The organism is Virgibacillus oceani (assembly GCF_014638995.1).
GTDB lineage: Bacteria > Bacillota > Bacilli > Bacillales > Amphibacillaceae > Virgibacillus_E > Virgibacillus_E oceani.
In genome coordinates this window covers 1-21,145 of the sequence record NZ_BMFR01000002.1, presented here as the reverse complement: position 1 = coordinate 21,145, position 21,145 = coordinate 1, and the positions used below count along the sequence as shown (strand labels likewise).

Genomic DNA, 21,145 nt, shown 5'->3' with positions numbered 1-21,145 from the left:
ATGACAGTACAATGGGAACAAGTAAAAGAATACAAAGAAATTATTTATGAAAAGTATAACGGTGTTGCAAAGGTAACAATGAACCGTCCGGAAAAGCATAATGCATTTACACCGTTAACTGTAAACGAGATGATTGATGCTTTCGCCGACGCGCGTGATGACTCATCAATCGGTGTTATTGTTTTGGCTGGTGCAGGAGATAAAGCATTTTGTTCTGGTGGAGATCAAACTGTAAGAGGGCATGGCGGGTATGTTGGTGATGACCAAGTTCCACGTCTAAATGTACTTGATTTACAGCGTTTAATGCGGACAATTCCAAAGCCTGTAATTGCAATGGTATCAGGCTATGCTATTGGCGGGGGACATGTACTGCATGTTGTTTGCGACTTAACAATTGCTGCTGACAACGCTATTTTTGGACAAACTGGACCTAAAGTCGGAAGCTTTGATGCGGGCTACGGTGCTGGCTATTTAGCTAGTATGATAGGACAAAAACGCGCAAGAGAAATTTGGTACTTATGCCGTCAATATAATGCTGAAGAAGCTTATGAAATGGGCATGGTTAACAAAGTGGTTCCACTTGAAAAGCTAGAGGAAGAAACATTGCAATGGTGTAAAGAAATCTTAGAAAAATCACCAACTGCATTACGCTTCTTGAAAGCATCATTCAATGCTGCGACAGACGGTCTTGCAGGATTACAGCAAATGGGCGGGGACGCTACACTTCTTTACTACACGACTGATGAAGCAAAAGAAGGAAGAGACGCGTTTAAAGAGAAAAGAAAGCCAGACTGGGATCAGTTTCCGCGTTTTCCTTGATATTTTGCTCATTAGCAGGAAAAAAACCTTTGCCGGAATTGGCAAAGGCTTTTTTTCTTATACTAACTAGATAAAGTGTAAAACATCAAGATATAACTAAAAGTAGATAGGGGTAATTATAATGCCTGAAGTAATTCCGCATTGGTTAACAAAACAAGCAGATATAGCGCCTGATCAAATAGCAATCGAACATATAAATGGAAAAACGATTACTTTTTCAAAATTGAAAACAAATAGCCAGCAATTTGCCAAAAAGTTAGCAAATTATGGTGTAGGAAAAGGCACCCATGTAGGTGTTTTATCTACCAATAATGCTTCCATGGTGATTGCCATTCATGCCCTTAGCTATATTGGTGCAGTCTCCGTACTATTAAATACACGTCTAACAAAAGAAGAATTAACCTATCAGATAAATGATGCGGAAATGATGGTTGTTTTAACGTGTGATAGTCTTGAAAAGGAAGTTATGGTAATGGATCTCCCTGTACCAGTAAAAACGTTCTCTGAAATCAGCCATCTTCCCGAAATGGAAACCGACCTTCAAACGGAAATTATTTTGGATGATGTATTTACGATTATTTACACATCTGGAACAACCGGATTTCCAAAAGGGGTCATTCATACATACGGAAATCACTGGTGGAGTGCCATGGGGTCAGCGTTAAATATAGGGCTGGATTCCAATGACAAATGGCTTGCTGCTTTACCAATTTTTCATGTAAGTGGTTTATCTATATTCATTAAAAGTGTCATTTATGGTATGCCCGTTTATTTAATGGAAAAGTTTGATCAACAAGTTGTCCAAGATGCTATTATGGAACGCGGTGTTACCATGGTCTCTGTTGTTACTGTTATGCTGAAAAGACTAGTGGATTTACTGGGAAACAATACATATCCGGATACGTTTCGCTGTATGCTGCTTGGTGGCGGACCGGCTCCAAGACCATTATTGGAAAAAGCAAAAGCAAAACATATTCCAGTTTTTCAGTCTTATGGCATGACAGAAACGTCTTCGCAAATCGTGACATTAAGTCCATTAAATGCCTTGAATAAGATAGGTTCAGCCGGTAAGCCTTTATTTCCGGCACAACTAAAAATTGATCATACAAAAGAGGATTCTGTTGGTGAAATTTTTGTCAAAGGCCCTATGGTAACCAGAGGGTACTTTAACAAAAAAGAAGCAACCAATAGTGCGTTTCAAAATGGGTGGCTTGCAACGGGGGATCTTGGTTATCTGGATCATGAAGGTTTTTTGTATGTCGTTGACCGCAGAAAAGATTTAATTATTTCCGGCGGCGAGAATATTTATCCGTCAGAAGTAGAAAGTGTCCTTTCCGGTATAGAACAGGTATCAGAGGTCGGAGTTGTCGGCAAAGCTGATGAAACGTGGGGACAGGTTCCTGTAGCATTCGTGGTAGCAATTGATCAAACCATTTCCGAAAGTGATGTCATTAAATATTCCAATAATTACTTAGCAAAATATAAGGTTCCAAAACAAGTATTCTTTGTTGATAAATTGCCAAGAAATGCCTCAAATAAACTCGTAAGGGGCGAACTGGCAAAATGGATACAGAATAATTAATATATGATACTGTGCTTCACATCGTACCTTGTCCACTGGAGTTGGACGTCGCTTACCATGCCGCTAGTAAATAGCGCTAAATTTATACTTCATTTACATTTAAAAAAAAATTCATTGAAAATGATTCTCAAAATCATTGACTAATGATTCAAAACCCAATAAACTATAGGTACAATACTTATTAAAAAACGACCGTACATATGTAACAGTGCAGGTGTTTTTTAATGCGTTTAGGGGAGAGAGTCCAATGCAAACGTTAACGGCGAACGATTTAACGCTTGGCTATGGTGAAGATATTATAATTGATGATTTAAATATAACAATTCCAAAAGGTGAGATTACTGTATTCATTGGAGGAAATGGCTGTGGAAAATCAACATTACTGCGCTCGCTTGCACGCCTGCTTAAGCCAAAGGGCGGTGATGTTGTATTAGATGGGGCCGATATTGCAAAAATGGGTACGAAGGAAGTTGCTAAGAAACTGTCTATTTTACCTCAAAGTCCCGTCACTCCAGAAGGACTTACTGTAATGGAATTGGTTAAACAGGGAAGACATCCATATCGTGGATTCTTGAAATCCTGGTCAAAAGAAGATGAAAATGCTGTTCATCATGCACTTGAAGCTACAAATATGCTTGATTTAAAGGACCGTTCAGTTGACTCATTATCCGGAGGGCAACGGCAGCGCGCTTGGATTGCGATGACGTTGGCACAGGAAACAGATACCATTCTTTTGGATGAACCAACTACTTACTTAGATATGACTCATCAAATTGATGTCCTTGATCTTTTATTTGAATTAAATGAAAAAGATGGCCGTACTGTGGTCATGGTTTTACATGACTTAAACCTTGCATGCCGCTATGCGCATCACATTGTTGCGATAAAAGATAAAAAGGTATTTGCACAGGGGAAACCGGAAGAAATTGTTACTTGCAATTTAGTCCATGAGGTTTTCCAAATGAAATGTGATGTAACATTCGACCCTATGTTCGGAACCCCAATGTGTATTCCACATGGAAAGGGTCGCTGTATATTCGCGAATAGAACCGAGCAATCAGCATTACAAACATCATAAATTTATTTTGACCCATCAATGCCATTGTGTACTGATGGGTTTTGTTTATCTTGACTATATTGCATTCGTATGATTCCTGCTATTTTAGCCACATTAATAAATAGGAGGTGTTGAATGGATGGATCAAGATAAGAAGAAATATTATATTAATATGGGGAGCCAGGAAATTTCTCAAATAAAATTTGGTAATAACGAAGAGTTTATTATTTATGCAACAGACGACGAGGTAAGATTTTTAAGGGAAAGAATGCAGAACATGCACGATGCTGATTATCGGGCATTTTTCCGGTCACATGTACCAATCATGTCCTATCATAATGATGAATCAAATGACGACTATGATATAGGCATTACCGAGGCATATCAAATGATTTATGACCTTGGAGATGAACAGACAAAATCACATATTGATACCATGGGCGTGTTACCAGACAAGCATTTATAATTGCAAAGGAAAGGGGAATTTGATATATATCGTTATCAAATTCCTGTTTATTTCATTAGCTTTATCTTTACTTGAGAAGAATATAAAATCCGACAGCATTATAATCCCATTGCAATTATAATAAAATGCGAAATTTACATAGCACTTACATTGAATTTTACGACAATTATATAAAAAACAAAAACAACCATTTAATTACGTGTCTAAAATGAGTTTATCTTTCTATGTGAAAAGGAATAGTATTATAAAGTTGAACGTATATATACATCCTGAGGAGAGATGAATATGAGGAAAAAATATAGCCTAAAGCTTAGTGCATTAATTGCAATTATCTTACCTTTATCTTTTTTAATACAAACAACCGGGCTACAAAAAGCCTCTGCAGTTGATTATAAGCATGTTTCAGAAAATCAACAGGCAGGTGAGAATCAAACAGATAGAAAACCCAGCCAAAATGAGGTAATAGCTATTTCAAACGAATTTGAAGATCTGTTGGTTCAGAAAGCCGACAATAATTTTAAAGTAATTAATTATCGCACTAAAAAAGATTTATTAGATTCCTTTGCGGAAATAGCATCAAGGGATGTTGCAGCAAAATATGTAGATTTTTATTTCAATGAAAAACAAGATGGTTTGTATGTTGTTCCTACAGAATTACCACCATGGTTAAATGAAGAGAATAACTATGATATGATACAATTGGAAAAAAATAAAGTGAAGGTAGTTCAAACGAATAAATCGAACTTTTACGGTGATTATACTGTGGCAATTGAATTTACATTTGATTCTAAATGGAAAATCACAAGCATTGTATACTACTGACTAATTTTAACAAAGAGGCAGCTGAAACAATGATTACGTTTAAAGATTATTATAACAACGAAGTAACGCTTTCGTTTACTGACCATCCATTTTCGAAGCAGCCTAAGCATGTTTGGGTAATATGTTATTTTCGTAATGAATGGTTGTTAACAAAACATAGGGACCGTGGATTGGAATTTCCCGGTGGTAAGGTCGAAAAAGGTGAAACCGCAGAGGAAGCAGCAATACGGGAAGTTAAAGAGGAGACGGGTGGCATTGTCCAAAATCTTGATTATATCGGGCAATATTTCGTTGCTGGAAAAGGCAGTACCATTATTAAAAATGTTTATTTTGCAGAAATTAAATATCTAATTAAACAGCAGACATATTATGAAACAGAGGGGCCTGTACTGTTAAAATCAATCCCGGAAAATGTAAAACAAGACAGATTATATAGTTTTATTATGAAGGACGGGGTTTTAACAAATTGTATGGAGAAAATTGAAAAGAAATTACAAACAAAGAATCACTCCTGATTAAAAGTGATTCTTTGTTTTTTAGCAGAATTTCCTGATTTCAACCATGGCATCTACCAGTTGTTCACCCTGTATGCTTAATTAACCAGCTTTCGATTTTTTCAACGATTTTGTACATGATACCCGCAACAACGGCAATGACGATTAAGCTTGACATCACTAATGTAAAATCAAATACTTGGAATCCGTAAACAATCAGATAGCCTAACCCTTCTTTTGATACAAGAAATTCTCCAACAATTACTCCAACCCATGAGAGCCCAACGTTTACTTTTAATGTAGAAATCATTGTCGGAAGTGTTGCTGGAAAAATAACCTCTTTAAAGCATTGAAAGCGGCTTGCTCCGAAACTTTTTAACACCTTCTCATAATTGGGATCCACTTCCTTAAATCCCGAATATACAACAAGGGTCGTAATGACTACTGAAATAATCGCCCCCATTGCAATAATTGAAATATATCCGGGTCCAAGGGCTACAATAATAATTGGTCCTAATGCAACCTTAGGCATAGCGTTCATGATAACCAAATAAGGATCCATAATCTTAGAAAGTCTATTTGAAGACCATAGCAACGTCGCAATAATAATGCCGATAATCGTACCTAATAGAAACCCAAGTATCGTTTCGAAAACTGTAACCTGAACATGGGGAAGGATTGATCCGTCGGAAAACTTATTCATCAATAATTCAACAATCTTTGACGGAGAACTGAACAATAGGGGGTCAATCCAATACAGTCTGCTGGCAATTTCCCAGATGGCAAAGAAGCTTATTAATATCGCAATTTGCCAGGTAAAAACTATTTTCTTCTCTCGTTTTAATTTGTATTTATGGTTTATCAATAGATGACGATCAGATTCAGGACTCATCTTGATTCGCCGCCCCCTTTGCTTGCTCAGGGTTTATTTCATTTTTGTTTAATTCTTCCCAAATTCTATCAAACAGAAGCTGATATTTTGGATGTTTGCGCACTAAAAATGGGGTTTCATTTCTTAATTCAATTGGTACTTCAAATATTTTCGCAATTGAGCCGGGATTGGCATTCATTAAAAGAATTCGATCACTCATTGAAATTGCCTCGCCAATGTCGTGCGTGACTAGGATAGCTGTTTTATGATATGCACGAAGAAGTTTCGAAACTAAATCCTCCAATTTGAGTTTAGTTTGATAATCAAGGGCAGAAAACGGTTCATCCAACAGTAATATTTTAGGATCTGTTATAAGTGTCCTTACTAAGGCTGCACGCTGCCGCATTCCGCCTGATAGTGCATTAGGGTATGAATCTGCTACATTAGCTAAACCAACTTCCTTTAGAAGCTTTAATGCTTCATTTTCAACTTCAGGCGTTTTTGAATGACAAATTTTAGGACCAATTAAACTATTATCTTTAATCGTCTTCCAGGGGAATAGATAGTCCTGCTGCAGCATATAACCAATTGCGAGATCGGAGTCATTAATTGGCTTTCCTTCAAGCAGTACTTCACCTGTTGTTTGTTTCAGAATTCCGGCGATTATGGATAGAATTGTTGATTTGCCACAGCCACTAGGACCAAGTAATGCAATAAATTCGCCATCCTTTACCACAAAAGAAATATTATCTAAAGCCTTTGTATAATTATTTCTAGAAAAATAGTGATGTGAAACATGATCTAAGGTAAGAAATGACAATGACTTCCCCTCCTTAGTTGTTGATTACTTCCTCTGCAAACTTTGTATTAACAAGTTCTGCGTATGGAACATCTGCCGGTAATTCACCAGCTTCATTCATGATATTTTTTAGGTTATTCCATTCTTCCTCATCAAGAATAGGGTCTGTAGCAAATGAACCTTGGTTTTTATATCGATCAATAGATGCAGCTAACATATCTAACTCCGTATCCTCAAAATAGGGCTGAATGACTTCAGCAATCTTTTCTGCTGATTGTTCCTGAACCCACTGTTGTGCTTTATAAACTGCTTTTGTAAAACTTTTTATAGCTCCTTCGTTATCATCTATGAAACTTTGTTTGGCCATAAATACCGTGTATGGTACGTGACCGGATTCTTCACCGAAAGAAGCGATAATATGACCTTTTCCTTCTTTTTCAAAAATGCTGGCGGTTGGTTCGAATAATTGAACATATTCCGCATCCCCAGATACGAAGGCACCGGGAATATTAGCGAAATCAACATTTTGAAGCAAATTTAAGTCAGCATGGGGATCAATATCATGTTTTTTAAGTACAAATTCTCCAACCATTTGCGGCATGCCCCCTTTGCGTTGACCTAGAAATGTGCTTCCCTTTAAATCATCCCACTTAAAATCTGGTTTAGGTTCTTTTGCAACTAAGAATGTACCGTCTGTTTGAGTCAATTGTGCAAAGTTGATTGCATAGTCCTTAGAATCCTGTGCATAAACGTAAATGGAGGTTTCAGAACCAACAAGTGCAACATCGGCTCCATCTGACAGTAATGCAGTCATTGTTTTGTCTCCACCCCATGTTGTTTGGAGTTCAACATCCAATCCTTCCTCTTCAAAAAATCCTTGTTCTATTGCAACATATTGTGGTGCATAAAATAATGAACGCGTTACTTCAGCTATTTTAATCGGAGTTTTTTCAGTCGTTTTATTTGCATTACAAGCAGATAGGAAAATCAGCAGTATGCTTGAAAAAAGTAATAAATACTTAAATTTTCTCATGCCATTCGTTCCTTTCCAATGTTCAAATAGGTTATTTCAAAATAGTGTATGTTTTTATAGAAAATGTGTGAACGCCTATGGAACGGTAGTCTAAGCATTAATTACGTCGCATTTTACGAATACTGTGCAGTAATCAGCAAAATATACATAAAAAAACCGATCTCCATATTTAGAGATCGGTTGCCGGCATGATACTGGCTATACGCTTTTCCATCATATTTAAAATCCATTTAGGATGAGGAAACACTATTTATTCCGGCTTATACAGCGGGCCGGCTTGAACAATATCATCACTTGCTTGTGTAAACTTTTTAAAGTTGTTATGAAATTTGATTGCAAGTGATTTTGCTGCTTCATCATAGGCGCTTTTATTAGCCCATGTGTTTTTCGGTACCAAAACTTCATCTGGAACACCAGGTACATGCATTGGTATTTCCAGCCCAAAAACGTCATCTTTTACTGTTTCAACAGTATTAAGTTCACCTTCTAAGGCTGAATGGACCATTGCCCTTGTGTAGGAAAGCTTCATACGTCTACCTACACCGTAAGATCCACCAGTCCAGCCGGTATTTACTAAGAAGACATTTGTATTAAATTGATCAATCTTCTCACCCAGCATTTTTGCATATGCTGATGGAGCCAGTGGTAAAAACGGTGAACCAAAACATGCTGAAAAAGTTGCCTGTGGCTCAGTGACCCCACGCTCCGTACCTGCTAGCTTACTTGTATATCCACTTAAAAAGTGGTACATTGCTTGTTCTTTTGTCAATTTGCTGATTGGTGGCAATGTACCGGATGCATCAGCAGTTAAAAAGATAATCGTATTCGGATGACCAGCAACACTCGGTGAAACGATGTTATCAATATTTTCCAAAGGATAGGCAGCCCGTGTATTTTCGGTTAATGAAGTATCATCATAATCAGGCAGGCGTGATTTGGTATTAATTATTACGTTTTCTAATACACTGCCGAAACGAATTGCATTAAAAATTTGTGGTTCTTTTTCTTGAGACAGGCTGATGCATTTTGCGTAACAGCCGCCTTCTATATTAAATACGCCGTTTGGACTCCATCCATGTTCATCATCACCAATTAAACGACGATATGGGTCTGCGGATAACGTTGTTTTACCAGTTCCAGATAGACCGAAAAATAAGGCGACATCACCTTCCTGACCTACATTTGCTGAGCAATGCATTGGAAGCACCTCTTTTTGCGGAAGTAAATAATTCATGACAGAGAAAATAGATTTTTTAATTTCACCAGCATATTCTGTTCCACCTATTAAGACGACCCGTCGTTTGAATGAGACTAGAATAAATGTTTCTGAATTTGTTCCATCAACTTTAGGATCTGCCTTATATGTTGGCGCAGAGACCACGGTAAATTCGGATCTATGTGTATTTAATTCTTCTTCCGTTGGTGTAATGAATAATTGACGCGCGAATAAATTATGCCATGCATATTCATTGATAACTTGTATTGGTAAACGGTGTTTTTTATCTGCTCCTGCAAACCCTTTAAATGAGTATAGCTCGTTTTTATCCTTTAAATACGCGATTACCTTTTCATAAAGCTGTTCAAATTTGTTCTCATCAATTGCTTGGTTAACATGTCCCCAGTCAATGAAATTTTCACAAATCTCATCTTTGACAATAAATTTATCTTTAGGTGATCGGCCGGTATATTTACCGGTAGTTGCCTGAACTGCACCGGTGGCCGTCAGCATACCCTCGTTCCTGGATAATATCTTTTCGACTAATTGTGGTACGGATAAGTTATTCTGAATGTTTTTGTGTGTTATAAGATCTTGCAATAATAAAGTTTCTTCCACCGATTTCATTATGATACCTTCCTTTGTGATGGATTTGTTATGTCCAACTGCTAAATCTGATTATTAGTATAACACATTAATTTTAATAATCCATACTAATATAGTATTTTATTTAAAAACTAATATTTTGTACCTGTTTTCTTTAAATAGTTGACATACAACTGCTATTTCGTTACGATAAATTTCGAACGGATTCTCTTATTCAGAGTTGGTGGAGGGACAGACCCAATGAAGCCCAGCAACCGTCACACGATGTGAAAAGGTGCTAACCTGACGCAAGGATATTTCCTTGAACAATAAGAGCGAAAGGCCACAACTCCTTTCCTCAGTAATGCAGGAAGGGCTTTTTTTGTTTCACTAGGACCTTGTTAATTGTAAAATATACTGAAAATGATAAATAGAGTTCCGTACCAAAATTAAGGGGAGGATTTAGCCATATGGCTTCAAATCGTCGTTTATTTACTTCCGAGTCTGTAACGGAGGGGCACCCGGATAAAATATGTGACCAGATTTCGGATGCAATTTTAGATGAAATTTTATCGAAAGATCCAAATGCTCGTGTTGCATGTGAAACTACCGTAACTACTGGCTTAGTATTAGTTTCAGGGGAAATTTCTACTACAACATATGTAGATATTCCTGCAATTGTTAGACAAACAATTAAAGATATCGGTTATACTCGTGCAAAATTTGGTTTTGATGCTGAAACATGTGCTGTTTTAACAGCAATTGATGAACAGTCTGCTGACATAGCTGGAGGTGTAGATACTGCACTGGAAAAAAGACAAGGTAAAATGTCAGATGAAGAAATCGCTTCTATAGGTGCTGGGGATCAAGGGTTAATGTTTGGCTTCGCTTGCGATGAGACGGAAGAATTAATGCCATTACCGATATCACTGGCACACAAATTAGCGAAACGTTTGACTGATGTAAGAAAAGATGAAACGCTTGCATATTTGCGTCCAGACGGGAAAACACAAGTAACGGTTGAATATGATGAAAATGATCAACCTGTTAAAGTAGATACAATTGTTATTTCGACCCAGCATCATCAGGACATTACAACAGAGCAAATTGAAAAAGACTTGATTGAACATGTTATTCGTCCGGTGGTGCCTGCAAATTTATTAGATGAATCAACTAAGTATTTTATTAACCCAACTGGCCGTTTCGTTATTGGCGGACCACAGGGGGATGCAGGACTAACTGGCCGTAAAATAATTGTTGACACATATGGCGGATATGCTCGTCATGGCGGGGGAGCGTTTAGTGGGAAGGATTCTACAAAGGTTGACCGCTCTGCAGCATATGCGGCACGATATGTTGCTAAAAATATTGTTGCGGCTAATTTGGCAAAGACATGTGAAGTACAATTAGCTTATGCGATTGGTGTTGCTGAACCGGTATCGATTGCAATTAATACATTCAACACTGGTACAGTCAGTGAAGAAAAATTGGTTGATGCTGTTCGGGAACTGTTTGATTTAAGACCGGCTGGAATTATCCGTATGCTTGATTTACAAAGACCAATATTTAGAAATACGGCTGCCTATGGCCATTTTGGCAGAACCGATATATTGTTCCCATGGGAGAAAACAGATAAGGTTGAAGAATTAATAGCACTAGCAGAAAAATAAAACGATTAAAAACACGGCTACAGTTATAGTATCCGTGTTTTTTTAATGGGCAAAATTGGAATAATAGGTCACACCACATATTCGGCAGCATAAATTGTTGTGAATAAAAGAGTGGATGTGGAATGTATGGTGTGGATTTATTGGTGAGGTTCGAAATCTGCCAAAGAATATTACTGCGGATCAATTAAATGTGTTTAAACAGCAGTGCAATCCTCGAGGACCAGATATGCTTTGGCATCAAATTTTTGTGGAAAATAAGTATAATCTGGAAGCTATATAAACAAAAAACACCGGGGTTTACAGATAAATTAAACCCTGGCGTTTTTTTGGAAAGCTTAAAATTCAATACTTAAATCTGTATTGTTTTTATAGTATTGTCCTTTATCAACATAAGATTTACGAACTCGGTCCATCTCTTCATAATCTTTTTCTGTTAAATTACGTACAACTTTTGCTGGTCTACCTAATGCTAACGTATGGGCAGGTATCTTTTTGCCTGGAGGAACCAGACTGCCCGCACCGATAAATGCATTCTCTCCAATTTCTGCACCGTCCAGGATAATGGAGCCCATGCCAATTAGCGCGTTTGTTCTTACTGTTGCACCGTGCAATGTAACTTGATGGCCGATTGTGACATCATCCTCCACTATCGCAGGCTGATCAGGACTTTGGTGGATCATAGTAAGGTCTTGTATGCTAACGCGTTTCCCAATTCTTGTTGGGGCAACATCCCCTCGGATAACTGTGTTGAACCAGACACTTGAATATTCTCCAATTGTTACATCACCTATAATAGATGCGTCCTTTGCCACGAAAACAGTACTGTCAATTTGTGGTGTCACATTTTTATAATGGTGTATCATTTGCTTCCTCCTAGTAAATATGATGATATAATTAGTATAGCAAAAAAATGTAGGGTTGGAATGGAGGAAACGCTTTGTCAACCGGCGTACCGAATTCAGCATTACCATTAATGACACATGTATATAGAAAAATTTTTCCAGAGGTAAATAGGGAATTGCATTATTGGACTAAAATGGCGGAGCAAATTCCAAATCGGGAATTACGAACACAAGCATTAGCAAGTATTAATGCGAAACGCTTTCATTGTCAGGGTGGGGCGGTTTATGCATTGCTTGCTGGTAAAAGATGGAGGGATGCGGTTCGGTTTATCGTTGCATTTCAAACGATAAGTGATTACTTAGATAATCTGTGTGACCGCAGTACTTCACTAGATCCGAGTGATTTTCGCTTGCTTCACCAATCAATGGTCGATGCGCTGTCACCCGAAAATGGGGTGGGAAATTATTATGCCTTACGCGAAGACCAGGATGACGATGGCTATTTAGTTGAATTAGTGAAAACTGCACAGCATACGTTAAGATATTTACATGGATTATCTTATATACAAGACCATATTGTGTCATTAAACGCACTATATAATGACTTACAAGTACATAAGCATGTAAATGCAGCGGAAAGAGTACCGCGGTTACGGGGCTGGTTTGATAACCATAATAAGAAATCATCTAAATTAGAATGGTATGAATTTTCTGCAGCGAGCGGATCAACACTTGGTATATTTTGCCTTTTATCATACACGCTTGGTGGAAGGATGTCAGAAGAATTAGCACAACAGATATGTGGTTGCTATTTCCCCTATATGCAAGGCTTGCATATTCTGCTGGATTATTTTATTGATCAGCAAGAAGACATTGATGAAGGGGATTTAAACTTCTGCAGTTATTATACAGATTACAATCACATGGAAAAACGATTAGTTTATTTTATTAATAATGCTAATAAATTTGTACAATATTTGCCTGACCAGGAGTTCCACAAAATGGTTGTCAGCGGATTAGTGGGACTTTACTTAGCTGATGAAAAGGTTCAAAACCTTAAAGGTGGTAATAAAATTATAAGAAGCTTGTTGCAAGCAAGCGGCAGGAATGGAAGGTTCTTTTACAGGAATATAAGAGTATATCATAAGATTTCAAATTAAAATGGTTCAAAGCAACGGATTGCTTTGAACCATCAGTTTAGAGTTATAGTACTTTGCTTAAAAATGCCTGTGTACGTTCGTTCTGCGGGTTGTTGAATAATTCATCTGGTACGTTCTGTTCTGCGATTAATCCCTCATCGATAAACAGAACACGATCACTAACCTCTCGTGCAAAGCCCATCTCGTGTGTAACAACAACCATTGTCATACCTTCTTTGGCAAGCTGCTTCATTACCTCTAATACATCGCCTACCATTTCAGGATCCAAGGCAGAAGTTGGTTCGTCAAATAACATCACTTTAGGGTTCATTGCAAGTGCTCTTGCAATTGCAACACGCTGTTTCTGACCACCAGACAGTGAACCTGGATAGCTATCAGCCTTTTCTGCCAAACCAACCTTTGCAAGCAGTTCCCTAGCAGTTTTAGTGGCTTCATCTTTAGTGATTCCGCGTGCCTTCATAGGTGCTAGTATTATATTTTCTATTACCGTTTTATGGGGGAAAAGGTTGAATTGTTGAAAAACCATGCCCACCTCTTGGCGTATTATATTTATATTTGCGTCATTAGCGGTTATATCTTGACCATCGATAATGACGTGTCCATCTGTTATATCCTCAAGCCTATTTAAACAACGAAGGAACGTACTTTTTCCCGAACCAGATGCACCAATTACACAAACTACTTCTTTTTCTTTGATTTCTACTGTAATATCTTTTAGCACCTCTAGCTTGCCGAAGGATTTTTTTAAGTTCTTTACATCAATCATAGTCATCGTAATTCAAATCTCCTTTCCAGGAAACTAGATAATAAGGATAATAAATAAATCATAATAAAATACATAACACCGACTACAAGCCATATTTCAAATGCCTTAAATGTTGCCGCGATAGCGATTTGCCCTTGTTGAGTCAAATCAGCAATACCAATAACAGATAGTAATGACGTATCCTTTAAACTTATAATAGCTTGGTTTGTAAAAGTAGGCAGCATTCTTCTAAATGCTTGTGGAAGAATAATGTACCGCATATTTTGCGTACTGGTTAAGCCCAGCGACCTTGCAGCCTCTGTTTGCCCTTTATCCATAGACTGGATACCTGCACGAATAATTTCGGCAAAATAGGCACCAGCATTCACGGCGACTGTAATAATCCCCGCCGTTTCCCGATCCAATGAAATGAATTCAAGTGCATTTAGACCAAAGTAAATGAAGAATAATTGAACTAATATCGGAGTACCACGAATTGCATCGATAAATATTTTGGCAATCCAATTTAATATTTTTATAGGAGATAAGCGTAATAACGCCATTATAAGCCCAATGATAAAACCTAAAATAATTGCTATCACAAATATATATACTGTTACCTTAAGTCCTTCCCAAAGATATGGAAGGGCATCGATTATAACATCCATCCAGTCAACTCCTTTAATAAAGAAAGCGCGCTATAATTGCGCGCTCGGCATGAAAATTACCCTATTCACCAAGGTATTTACTTATGATTTCATCGTAATTTCCATTTTCTTTTAAATTTGCAAGCCCATCGTTTATTTTCTTGAGCAGTTCATCATTTTCTCCCTTTAATACAGAGATTCCATAGTTATCACCGTTTAATTTATCACCTGCGACTTTTAGATCCAGATCACTCTTTGCTATGGCATATTGGATAACAGGATAATCTTCCAATAAAGCAGCAGCACTGCCATTTGCTACTTCTTGAAACATTGATGTACTGTCATTTACTTGTATGATTTCATATCCGTATTCTTCTTTATTTTCGGTTGCATAATTTGCACCTGTTGTACCTTTTTTAACTGCGATTGTTTTCCCTTTTAAATCCCCGATACTGGTAATATCTGAATTATCTTTTGCAACTACCAGAGATAAACCAGATTCAAAATAAGGATCCGAAAAATCAACTGTTTCCTTGCGTTTCTCAGTAATACTCATTCCACCCATACCAATATCAAGCTGACCAGCCTGCATAGCAGGAATGATACCGCTGAAATCCATAGCCTCTATCTCAATTTCAAAGCCTTGATCCTCAGCGATTGCATTAATTAAATCAATATCAATACCTTTCATTTCACCATCTTCCTGGAATTCAAACGGTGGATAGGTAGTATCAACACCGACAGTATATTTTTTTGCATCTCCATTATCTGTGCCGCCTTCTCCTGATGCTTCATCTGAATCACCACTGCCGCACGCAGCGAGAACAAGGATTAACATAAGCATTAATCCAAATAAACCTATTTTCTTCATGCGATTTGCCCCCTTTTTATTTTTGAAAACGCATTTATATTAGTATTCTATATATTAAGAAATTTGTCAATAAATATCAAAATTATCTAAAATGCATAAATTAATGCTTTTTTGTTATTTATATGGGGTTGGGAAGAAAAAAAGACCATACATGTTGTATCGTCTTCCTGTTAGTTATTTCTTTTTTCGACAGCTAGGATAAAGGGGGGATGGTTTTTCTGATTAATAAATCCATATTGTAAAACATGAAAGGATTGTTGGCTTAACGTAGAAGTGTATTCCATAAGTGCATCCTTTTCTAATTGACCACCATTATGCCCGTGATAAACAACCAATACGATTGTTCCGCCACACTTTAAATAAGGAAGCATTGCCTTTACAGCTTTAATTGTTGTGTCGGCTTTTGTAATAATTGATTTATCACCACCGGGTAAGTAACCTAGGTTGAAAATTGCACCACCGATCTGTTCCCCTTCTTCTAAATAGGCCACTATATTTTCATGGCCGTCATGAATTAGACGGGTATTTGATAGTTGCTTTTCGGTAAGTCTTTTGGTTACAGCTGTTATAGCTTTTTCTTGAACATCAAAAGCAAGTACTTGTCCAGTTTCACCAGTTAATTGACTTAGAAAAATCGTGTCATTTCCATTTCCAGCGGTTGCATCCACCACAGTTTCACCTTTCAAAACTGATTCTGTCAAAAGATAATGTGAAAATTCTAGAATGCGTTTAATCATGCTGTTACCAGTCCTTTATATAAATTATTATTTTTATTTTACCATGCAATGGAACCGATCAAAAAACATTATTCACTTTTGAAATAGCCAACAACCTTGACAAAGCAATTCTGATTGATTAAAATTCGAGATAATAACAAATCGACAATGAAAAGGATTAGTAATAAATCTTTTCGGGTTTAGCGAGACAGTGGCTGGTGAAAACTGTTCCCGAATAGTTATGAACTCGCCTTTAAGTCGCAAGTGTGAAACTATAGTAACCCTTGCCGTAATCCCGCGTTAAGGGTACAAGTGAACGTTAATTTAGCGTTAATTTGGGTGGTACCGCGGGAAATATAGCTTCTCGTCCCTTTCTATCAGGGATGAGCGGCTTTTTTTATTTAAATGTATTAAAGAATCATTTTCCGCGAAACAAGAAGGAGGAAAAAACATTGAGCTACAATCATCAATCGATTGAAAAGAAATGGCAGCAGTATTGGTTAGAAAATAAAACGTTTAAAACAGACACGTATTCTAATAAAGAAAAGGTATATGCATTAGATATGTTTCCGTATCCATCAGGTGCTGGACTCCATGTTGGGCATCCGGAAGGCTATACTGCAACTGATATTATTTCGCGAATGAAGCGGATGCAAGGTTATGAAGTCCTGCATCCAATGGGCTGGGATGCTTTTGGTTTACCAGCTGAACAGTACGCGCTTGATACCGGGAACAGTCCAGCTGAATTCACAGAGCAAAACATTAATACATTCCGGCGTCAAATACAGGAATTGGGATTTTCTTATGATTGGGATCGTGAAATCAATACAACGGATCCGAATTATTATAAATGGACACAATGGATTTTTACTAAACTGTATGAAAAGGGTCTTGCTTATGTTGACGAGGTAGCTGTTAATTGGTGCCCGGCGCTCGGAACAGTACTTGCAAACGAGGAAGTAATTGACGGAAAGAGTGAACGAGGGGGGCACCCTGTTGTTCGAAAACCAATGAAACAATGGATGCTTAAAATTACTGCGTATGCGGATCGCTTGCTTGAAGACCTTGAGGAGCTTGACTGGACCGAAAGTATTAAAGATATGCAGCGCAACTGGATTGGTCGTTCAGAAGGTGCAGAAGTAACGTTTGCAGTAGATGGACATGATGAGGAAATTACTGTTTTTACAACACGTCCCGATACGTTATTTGGTGCAACATATGCAGTACTAGCACCAGAGCATACCTTAGTTGAAAAAATTGTAACTGACGAGCAAAAGGATTCAGTAAAAGCATATATTGATGAAGTACAGACAAAATCTGATCTTGAACGAACAGATTTAGCAAAAGATAAAACCGGTGTATTTACAGGTGCTTATGTTATTAATCCGGTAAATAATGAAAAAATGCCGATTTGGATAGCTGATTATGTTCTGATCACATACGGAACAGGATCAATTATGGCCGTACCAGGGCACGATGAACGTGATTATGAATTTGCCCGTAAATTTCAGATTCCTATTATAGAAGTTGTCGCAGGCGGCGATGTCACTAAGGAAGCATATACAGGTGACGGGGAACATGTGAATTCTGATTTTCTAAATGGTATGAAGAAAGATGAAGCAATTACAAAGATGATTGAATGGCTCGAAACAAACGGTAAAGGCATTAAAAAAACCACTTTTCGGCTTCGTGACTGGCTTTTTTCAAGACAACGTTATTGGGGTGAACCGATTCCAGTTATTCATTGGGAAGATGGGACAATGAGCACTATTCCGGAAAAGGATCTCCCGCTTGAATTGCCAAAAATGACTGAAATTAAACCTTCTGGAACGGGCGAATCCCCGCTTGCAAATAGTGATTGGGTAAATGTGGTTGACCCTGAAACCGGAATGAAAGGGCGCCGTGAGACGAATACAATGCCGCAATGGGCAGGAAGCTGCTGGTATTTTCTGCGGTACATTGATCCAGATAATACGGAAAAACTTGCTGATCCAGAGGCGTTAAGTAATTGGTTACCAGTAGATGTTTACATTGGCGGAGCCGAACATGCAGTACTTCATCTGCTGTATGCACGTTTTTGGCATAAATTTTTATACGATATCGGTGTAGTCCCAACAAAAGAACCTTTTATGAAATTGTTTAACCAGGGCATGATTTTAGGAGAAGGAAACGAAAAGATGAGTAAGTCAAAGGGCAACGTTGTAAATCCCGACGATATTATTAGATCCCATGGTGCAGACACACTTCGTTTATATGAAATGTTTATGGGACCTTTAGATGCAGCGGTTGCATGGTCAACAAATGGTCTGGATGGAGCACGTCGTTTTCTGGATCGTGTATGGAGGCTTATCGTTAATGAAGATGGTGTACTTGCCGAGAAAATAGTCGAAGGAAGTAAGGATAATTCATTAGATAAAGTCTACAACGAAACTGTGAAAAAGGTAACTGGGGATTTTGAAAATTTGCATTTTAATACCGGAATTTCACAGATGATGGTTTTTATCAATGAAGGGTATAAAGCAAATGCACTCCCTAAAGAATACGCAGAAGGGTTTGTTAAGCTGCTTTCACCAGTTGTACCGCATATTAGCGAAGAGTTGTGGCGTATGCTGGGACATTCAGATACGATCAGCTATGAACCTTGGCCAATTTATGATGAGTCTAAATTAGTAGAAGATAAGGTAGAAATAGTTCTTCAGGTTATGGGCAAAGTTCGTTCAAAAATAAGTGTTGCTAAAGATATTTCTAAAGAAGATCTTGAGAAGAAGGCACTTGCTGATGATAAAATCCAAGAATGGCTGGAAGGAAAAACAGTTAGAAAAGTAATTGTTGTACCTGGTAAATTAGTAAATATTGTAGCTAATTAAATAATAATTTGGTCAATCACGATATATGTATACAGAACTCGAAATACGTTTCCTTGTTTAATAACCACCTAAATTATATTTATCAAAGAAGATAGGACAAAAATCAATAGACCGCATGAAGTCAATTTAAAAACATTGATTTCATGCGGTTTTATTTTTACGGTTTACACTAAAAACAATTAGTATTCAATTTATACCCCTTGCCTCTATTATCTATTATGAATGTCCAGATGGAACCCACTGTGTTTTCAATTTGATCCATTTCCCGTTTTCAAAATACCAGAGGCTTTCAATTGTACCTAGTTGATCTGCATGGTAGGCACCGCTGATTTGCTGATAGCTTTTTAATCCATATCCCTTACTTTTACTTATAAGGGCAGGCTCAAAAAAGGCGATTGGATCCACCATTAAGTTTGTTTGCTTTAAAAGATTTCCATTATCATCATAAATACTTAAACGAATGTATTCATTAGCCCGGCTTTTGACATCTATTAGAATAGGTTCCTTTAAAGACTCAATTGTTAATGCCGCTTTAAAATCTTTTTGAAATTCTCCATGCACATTATTGGATTCAGGAAGTGGGAGCTCTTTAAGCGTTTCATTTTTTAATGTGTGTAAATGATAGTAATATAATCCTCCGCTTCCCCCAGTTGCACTTTGATAAAAAATATCTTTTACACCATCATGATCCAAATCGATGAATTGAAGTTTGGGATCATAACCGCCTTCATATGTTAACTTCCATTTCAATTTTCCTGGTCCATTAACGATGGCCCATGTATTATGGAGATAATTACTATCATTGCTAAATAAAACGCCATATAATTCGATTAATTCTTTAAGACCGTCTCCTGTTACATCCTCTTTGTATGCTGCAAGTATCTTTTTATTAGGATTATCTTTCACCTCTGCAAAAACAGTGATATTACAATATATAGTTGTTAGAAATATAAGCAATAGTAATAGGGCTCTCATTTAATAACCTCCAATCATGGTACAGTTATCATGTGCCATTTACTTGCAAGATATTCTTGAGGTACGTATGATTAAACTTGAAGAAACTAGAATTGAAAGGATGAATGAAATGCCTCAAATTAATGAAATACTGCCAAATGAATTACAGCAATTAGTGAAAGAAGATAAAAATGTGGTCATTGTTGATGTCAGAGAAGATGATGAAGTAGCACAGGGGATGATTAAAGATGCTAAACATATCCCTTTACATAAGATTCCACATTCTATTAACAATTTGGATAAGGATAAACACTATGTTCTTGTATGCAGATCTGGTGGAAGAAGTATGAAAGCAGCAACTTTTATGGATGAACATGGGTTTAAGGTTTCCAACATGACCGGGGGTATGCTGAATTGGGATGACGAGATCGTTCTTTAATATATCGGTTGTTTTGTTTTTAATGTACTGATAGTCATGTCTTTATAAAAATGTTATTGACTTTAATTTTATAAGATAGTAATATGTATCTTGCTGTTCGAAAAAAGCAGTTGGAAAAATTGATGGCTTTTTGTGTGATTGACAATGATTATCAAGGATGATATAATATTTATGCTGTCGAAATATGCAGCACACTATTTATTCCTTTTTTTAAAAAGTTATTGACAATTGATGCTTTAAGCTGGTATGATAGTTAAGTTGTCTTTAATTGATGATAAAATTTGCTCTTTGAAAACTGAACAAAACAACCAGTATGTCAAGAAAAACATTCATGTTTTTCGAATAAAACAGATTAAAAGCAGATGATAGATTTTGTCTATTGTTAACCTTTTAACCCTGATTTAAATTTTTTGAAGCTAAGATAAGGTTGATTGGTGTCAATCTTATTTCAAACTTTTTTGGAGAGTTTGATCTTGGCTCAGGACGAACG

21 protein-coding genes, 1 riboswitch and 1 other annotated feature are annotated in these 21,145 nt (G+C 37.2%); of the genes, 11 read left to right on the top strand and 10 right to left on the bottom strand.

Annotation, left to right across the window (positions count from 1 at the left end; genetic code table 11):
• The 6 genes from menB to ytkD all read left to right on the top strand — a co-directional run bounded on the left by menB (window position 1) and on the right by ytkD (window position 5,261).
• On the top strand, window positions 1–819 hold the full coding sequence (gene menB, locus IEV74_RS03600) for a 1,4-dihydroxy-2-naphthoyl-CoA synthase (protein ID WP_188453987.1): 819 nt from the start codon (window positions 1–3) through the stop codon (window positions 817–819).
• Between the two features lie 121 nt (window positions 820–940).
• On the top strand, window positions 941–2,401 hold the full coding sequence (locus IEV74_RS03595; RefSeq protein ID WP_188453986.1) for an o-succinylbenzoate--CoA ligase: 1,461 nt from the start codon (window positions 941–943) through the stop codon (window positions 2,399–2,401).
• Between the two features lie 247 nt (window positions 2,402–2,648).
• A complete protein-coding gene (locus tag IEV74_RS03590; RefSeq protein ID WP_188453985.1) occupies window positions 2,649–3,479 on the top strand; it encodes an ABC transporter ATP-binding protein in 831 nt (276 codons plus the stop codon).
• 118 nt (window positions 3,480–3,597) lie between these two features.
• Window positions 3,598–3,924, top strand: a complete 327-nt coding sequence (locus tag IEV74_RS03585) for a hydrolase (protein ID WP_188453984.1) — start codon at window positions 3,598–3,600, stop codon at window positions 3,922–3,924.
• A gap of 285 nt (window positions 3,925–4,209) precedes the next feature.
• A complete protein-coding gene (locus IEV74_RS03580; protein ID WP_188453983.1) occupies window positions 4,210–4,746 on the top strand; it encodes a hypothetical protein in 537 nt (178 codons plus the stop codon).
• A gap of 29 nt (window positions 4,747–4,775) precedes the next feature.
• Complete coding sequence (gene ytkD / locus IEV74_RS03575) at window positions 4,776–5,261, top strand: RNA deprotection pyrophosphohydrolase (RefSeq protein WP_188453982.1); 486 nt, start codon at window positions 4,776–4,778, stop codon at window positions 5,259–5,261.
• A 64-nt stretch (window positions 5,262–5,325) separates the two neighbouring features.
• Here the strand turns inward: ytkD and IEV74_RS03570 are convergent, their stop codons facing one another.
• The 4 genes from IEV74_RS03570 to pckA all read right to left on the bottom strand — a co-directional run bounded on the left by IEV74_RS03570 (window position 5,326) and on the right by pckA (window position 9,786).
• Window positions 5,326–6,132, bottom strand: a complete 807-nt coding sequence (locus tag IEV74_RS03570) for an ABC transporter permease (RefSeq protein ID WP_188453981.1) — start codon at window positions 6,130–6,132, stop codon at window positions 5,326–5,328.
• On the bottom strand, window positions 6,122–6,931 hold the full coding sequence (locus IEV74_RS03565) for an ABC transporter ATP-binding protein (protein ID WP_188453980.1): 810 nt from the start codon (window positions 6,929–6,931) through the stop codon (window positions 6,122–6,124). Before IEV74_RS03565 ends, IEV74_RS03570 begins: the two co-directional genes overlap by 11 nt.
• Before the next feature lie 13 nt (window positions 6,932–6,944).
• Window positions 6,945–7,943 carry an ABC transporter substrate-binding protein gene (locus IEV74_RS03560; protein WP_188453979.1) on the bottom strand — a complete coding sequence of 333 codons (999 nt, stop codon included), beginning with the start codon at window positions 7,941–7,943 and terminating at the stop codon, window positions 6,945–6,947.
• A 250-nt stretch (window positions 7,944–8,193) separates the two neighbouring features.
• The gene (gene pckA, locus IEV74_RS03555; RefSeq protein WP_188453978.1) at window positions 8,194–9,786 is read right to left on the bottom strand and encodes a phosphoenolpyruvate carboxykinase (ATP); all 1,593 of its coding nucleotides are present in this window, start codon (window positions 9,784–9,786) and stop codon (window positions 8,194–8,196) included.
• A 186-nt stretch (window positions 9,787–9,972) separates the two neighbouring features.
• Window positions 9,973–10,080: riboswitch (SAM riboswitch) on the top strand.
• 134 nt (window positions 10,081–10,214) lie between these two features.
• Between pckA and metK the strand changes: the two genes are divergently transcribed.
• On the top strand, window positions 10,215–11,414 hold the full coding sequence (metK, locus tag IEV74_RS03550; protein WP_188453977.1) for a methionine adenosyltransferase: 1,200 nt from the start codon (window positions 10,215–10,217) through the stop codon (window positions 11,412–11,414).
• Window positions 11,415–11,529: 115 nt separating this feature from the next.
• Window positions 11,530–11,694 carry a hypothetical protein gene (locus IEV74_RS03545; protein ID WP_188453976.1) on the top strand — a complete coding sequence of 55 codons (165 nt, stop codon included), beginning with the start codon at window positions 11,530–11,532 and terminating at the stop codon, window positions 11,692–11,694.
• A gap of 55 nt (window positions 11,695–11,749) precedes the next feature.
• On the opposite strand, the gene IEV74_RS03540 is transcribed toward IEV74_RS03545, so the two are convergent.
• On the bottom strand, window positions 11,750–12,277 hold the full coding sequence (locus IEV74_RS03540; protein ID WP_188453975.1) for a gamma carbonic anhydrase: 528 nt from the start codon (window positions 12,275–12,277) through the stop codon (window positions 11,750–11,752).
• 74 nt (window positions 12,278–12,351) lie between these two features.
• Here IEV74_RS03540 and IEV74_RS03535 point away from each other — a divergent pair, with 74 nt between their 5' ends.
• Entirely contained in the window at window positions 12,352–13,416 is a 1,065-nt protein-coding gene (locus IEV74_RS03535) for a tetraprenyl-beta-curcumene synthase family protein (RefSeq protein WP_308418968.1), read from the top strand.
• Between the two features lie 43 nt (window positions 13,417–13,459).
• On the opposite strand, the gene IEV74_RS03530 is transcribed toward IEV74_RS03535, so the two are convergent.
• The 4 genes from IEV74_RS03530 to mnmM form a co-directional block, all read right to left on the bottom strand.
• Window positions 13,460–14,188: an amino acid ABC transporter ATP-binding protein gene (locus IEV74_RS03530; protein ID WP_308418967.1), complete on the bottom strand. Its 729-nt coding sequence runs from the start codon at window positions 14,186–14,188 to the stop codon at window positions 13,460–13,462.
• On the bottom strand, window positions 14,185–14,829 hold the full coding sequence (locus IEV74_RS03525; RefSeq protein WP_188453974.1) for an amino acid ABC transporter permease: 645 nt from the start codon (window positions 14,827–14,829) through the stop codon (window positions 14,185–14,187). Before IEV74_RS03525 ends, IEV74_RS03530 begins: the two co-directional genes overlap by 4 nt.
• A 61-nt stretch (window positions 14,830–14,890) precedes the next feature.
• A complete protein-coding gene (locus IEV74_RS03520) occupies window positions 14,891–15,679 on the bottom strand; it encodes a transporter substrate-binding domain-containing protein (RefSeq protein ID WP_188453973.1) in 789 nt (262 codons plus the stop codon).
• A 170-nt stretch (window positions 15,680–15,849) separates the two neighbouring features.
• Window positions 15,850–16,416, bottom strand: a complete 567-nt coding sequence (gene mnmM, locus IEV74_RS03515) for a tRNA 5-(aminomethyl)-2-thiouridylate-methyltransferase MnmM (protein WP_188453972.1) — start codon at window positions 16,414–16,416, stop codon at window positions 15,850–15,852.
• 138 nt (window positions 16,417–16,554) lie between these two features.
• Window positions 16,555–16,770, top strand: a binding site (T-box leader).
• 77 nt (window positions 16,771–16,847) lie between these two features.
• On the opposite strand from mnmM, the gene leuS reads away from it, so the two are divergent.
• Entirely contained in the window at window positions 16,848–19,262 is a 2,415-nt protein-coding gene (leuS, locus tag IEV74_RS03510; protein ID WP_188453971.1) for a leucine--tRNA ligase, read from the top strand.
• A gap of 216 nt (window positions 19,263–19,478) precedes the next feature.
• Here the strand turns inward: leuS and IEV74_RS03505 are convergent, their stop codons facing one another.
• The gene (locus IEV74_RS03505) at window positions 19,479–20,237 is read right to left on the bottom strand and encodes an FG-GAP repeat domain-containing protein (RefSeq protein WP_188453970.1); all 759 of its coding nucleotides are present in this window, start codon (window positions 20,235–20,237) and stop codon (window positions 19,479–19,481) included.
• A gap of 16 nt (window positions 20,238–20,253) precedes the next feature.
• On the opposite strand from IEV74_RS03505, the gene IEV74_RS03500 reads away from it, so the two are divergent.
• Window positions 20,254–20,655 (top strand): rhodanese-like domain-containing protein, encoded by a 402-nt coding sequence (locus IEV74_RS03500; protein WP_308418966.1) that lies wholly within the window; start codon window positions 20,254–20,256, stop codon window positions 20,653–20,655.
• Window positions 20,656–21,145 lie beyond the last annotated feature (490 nt).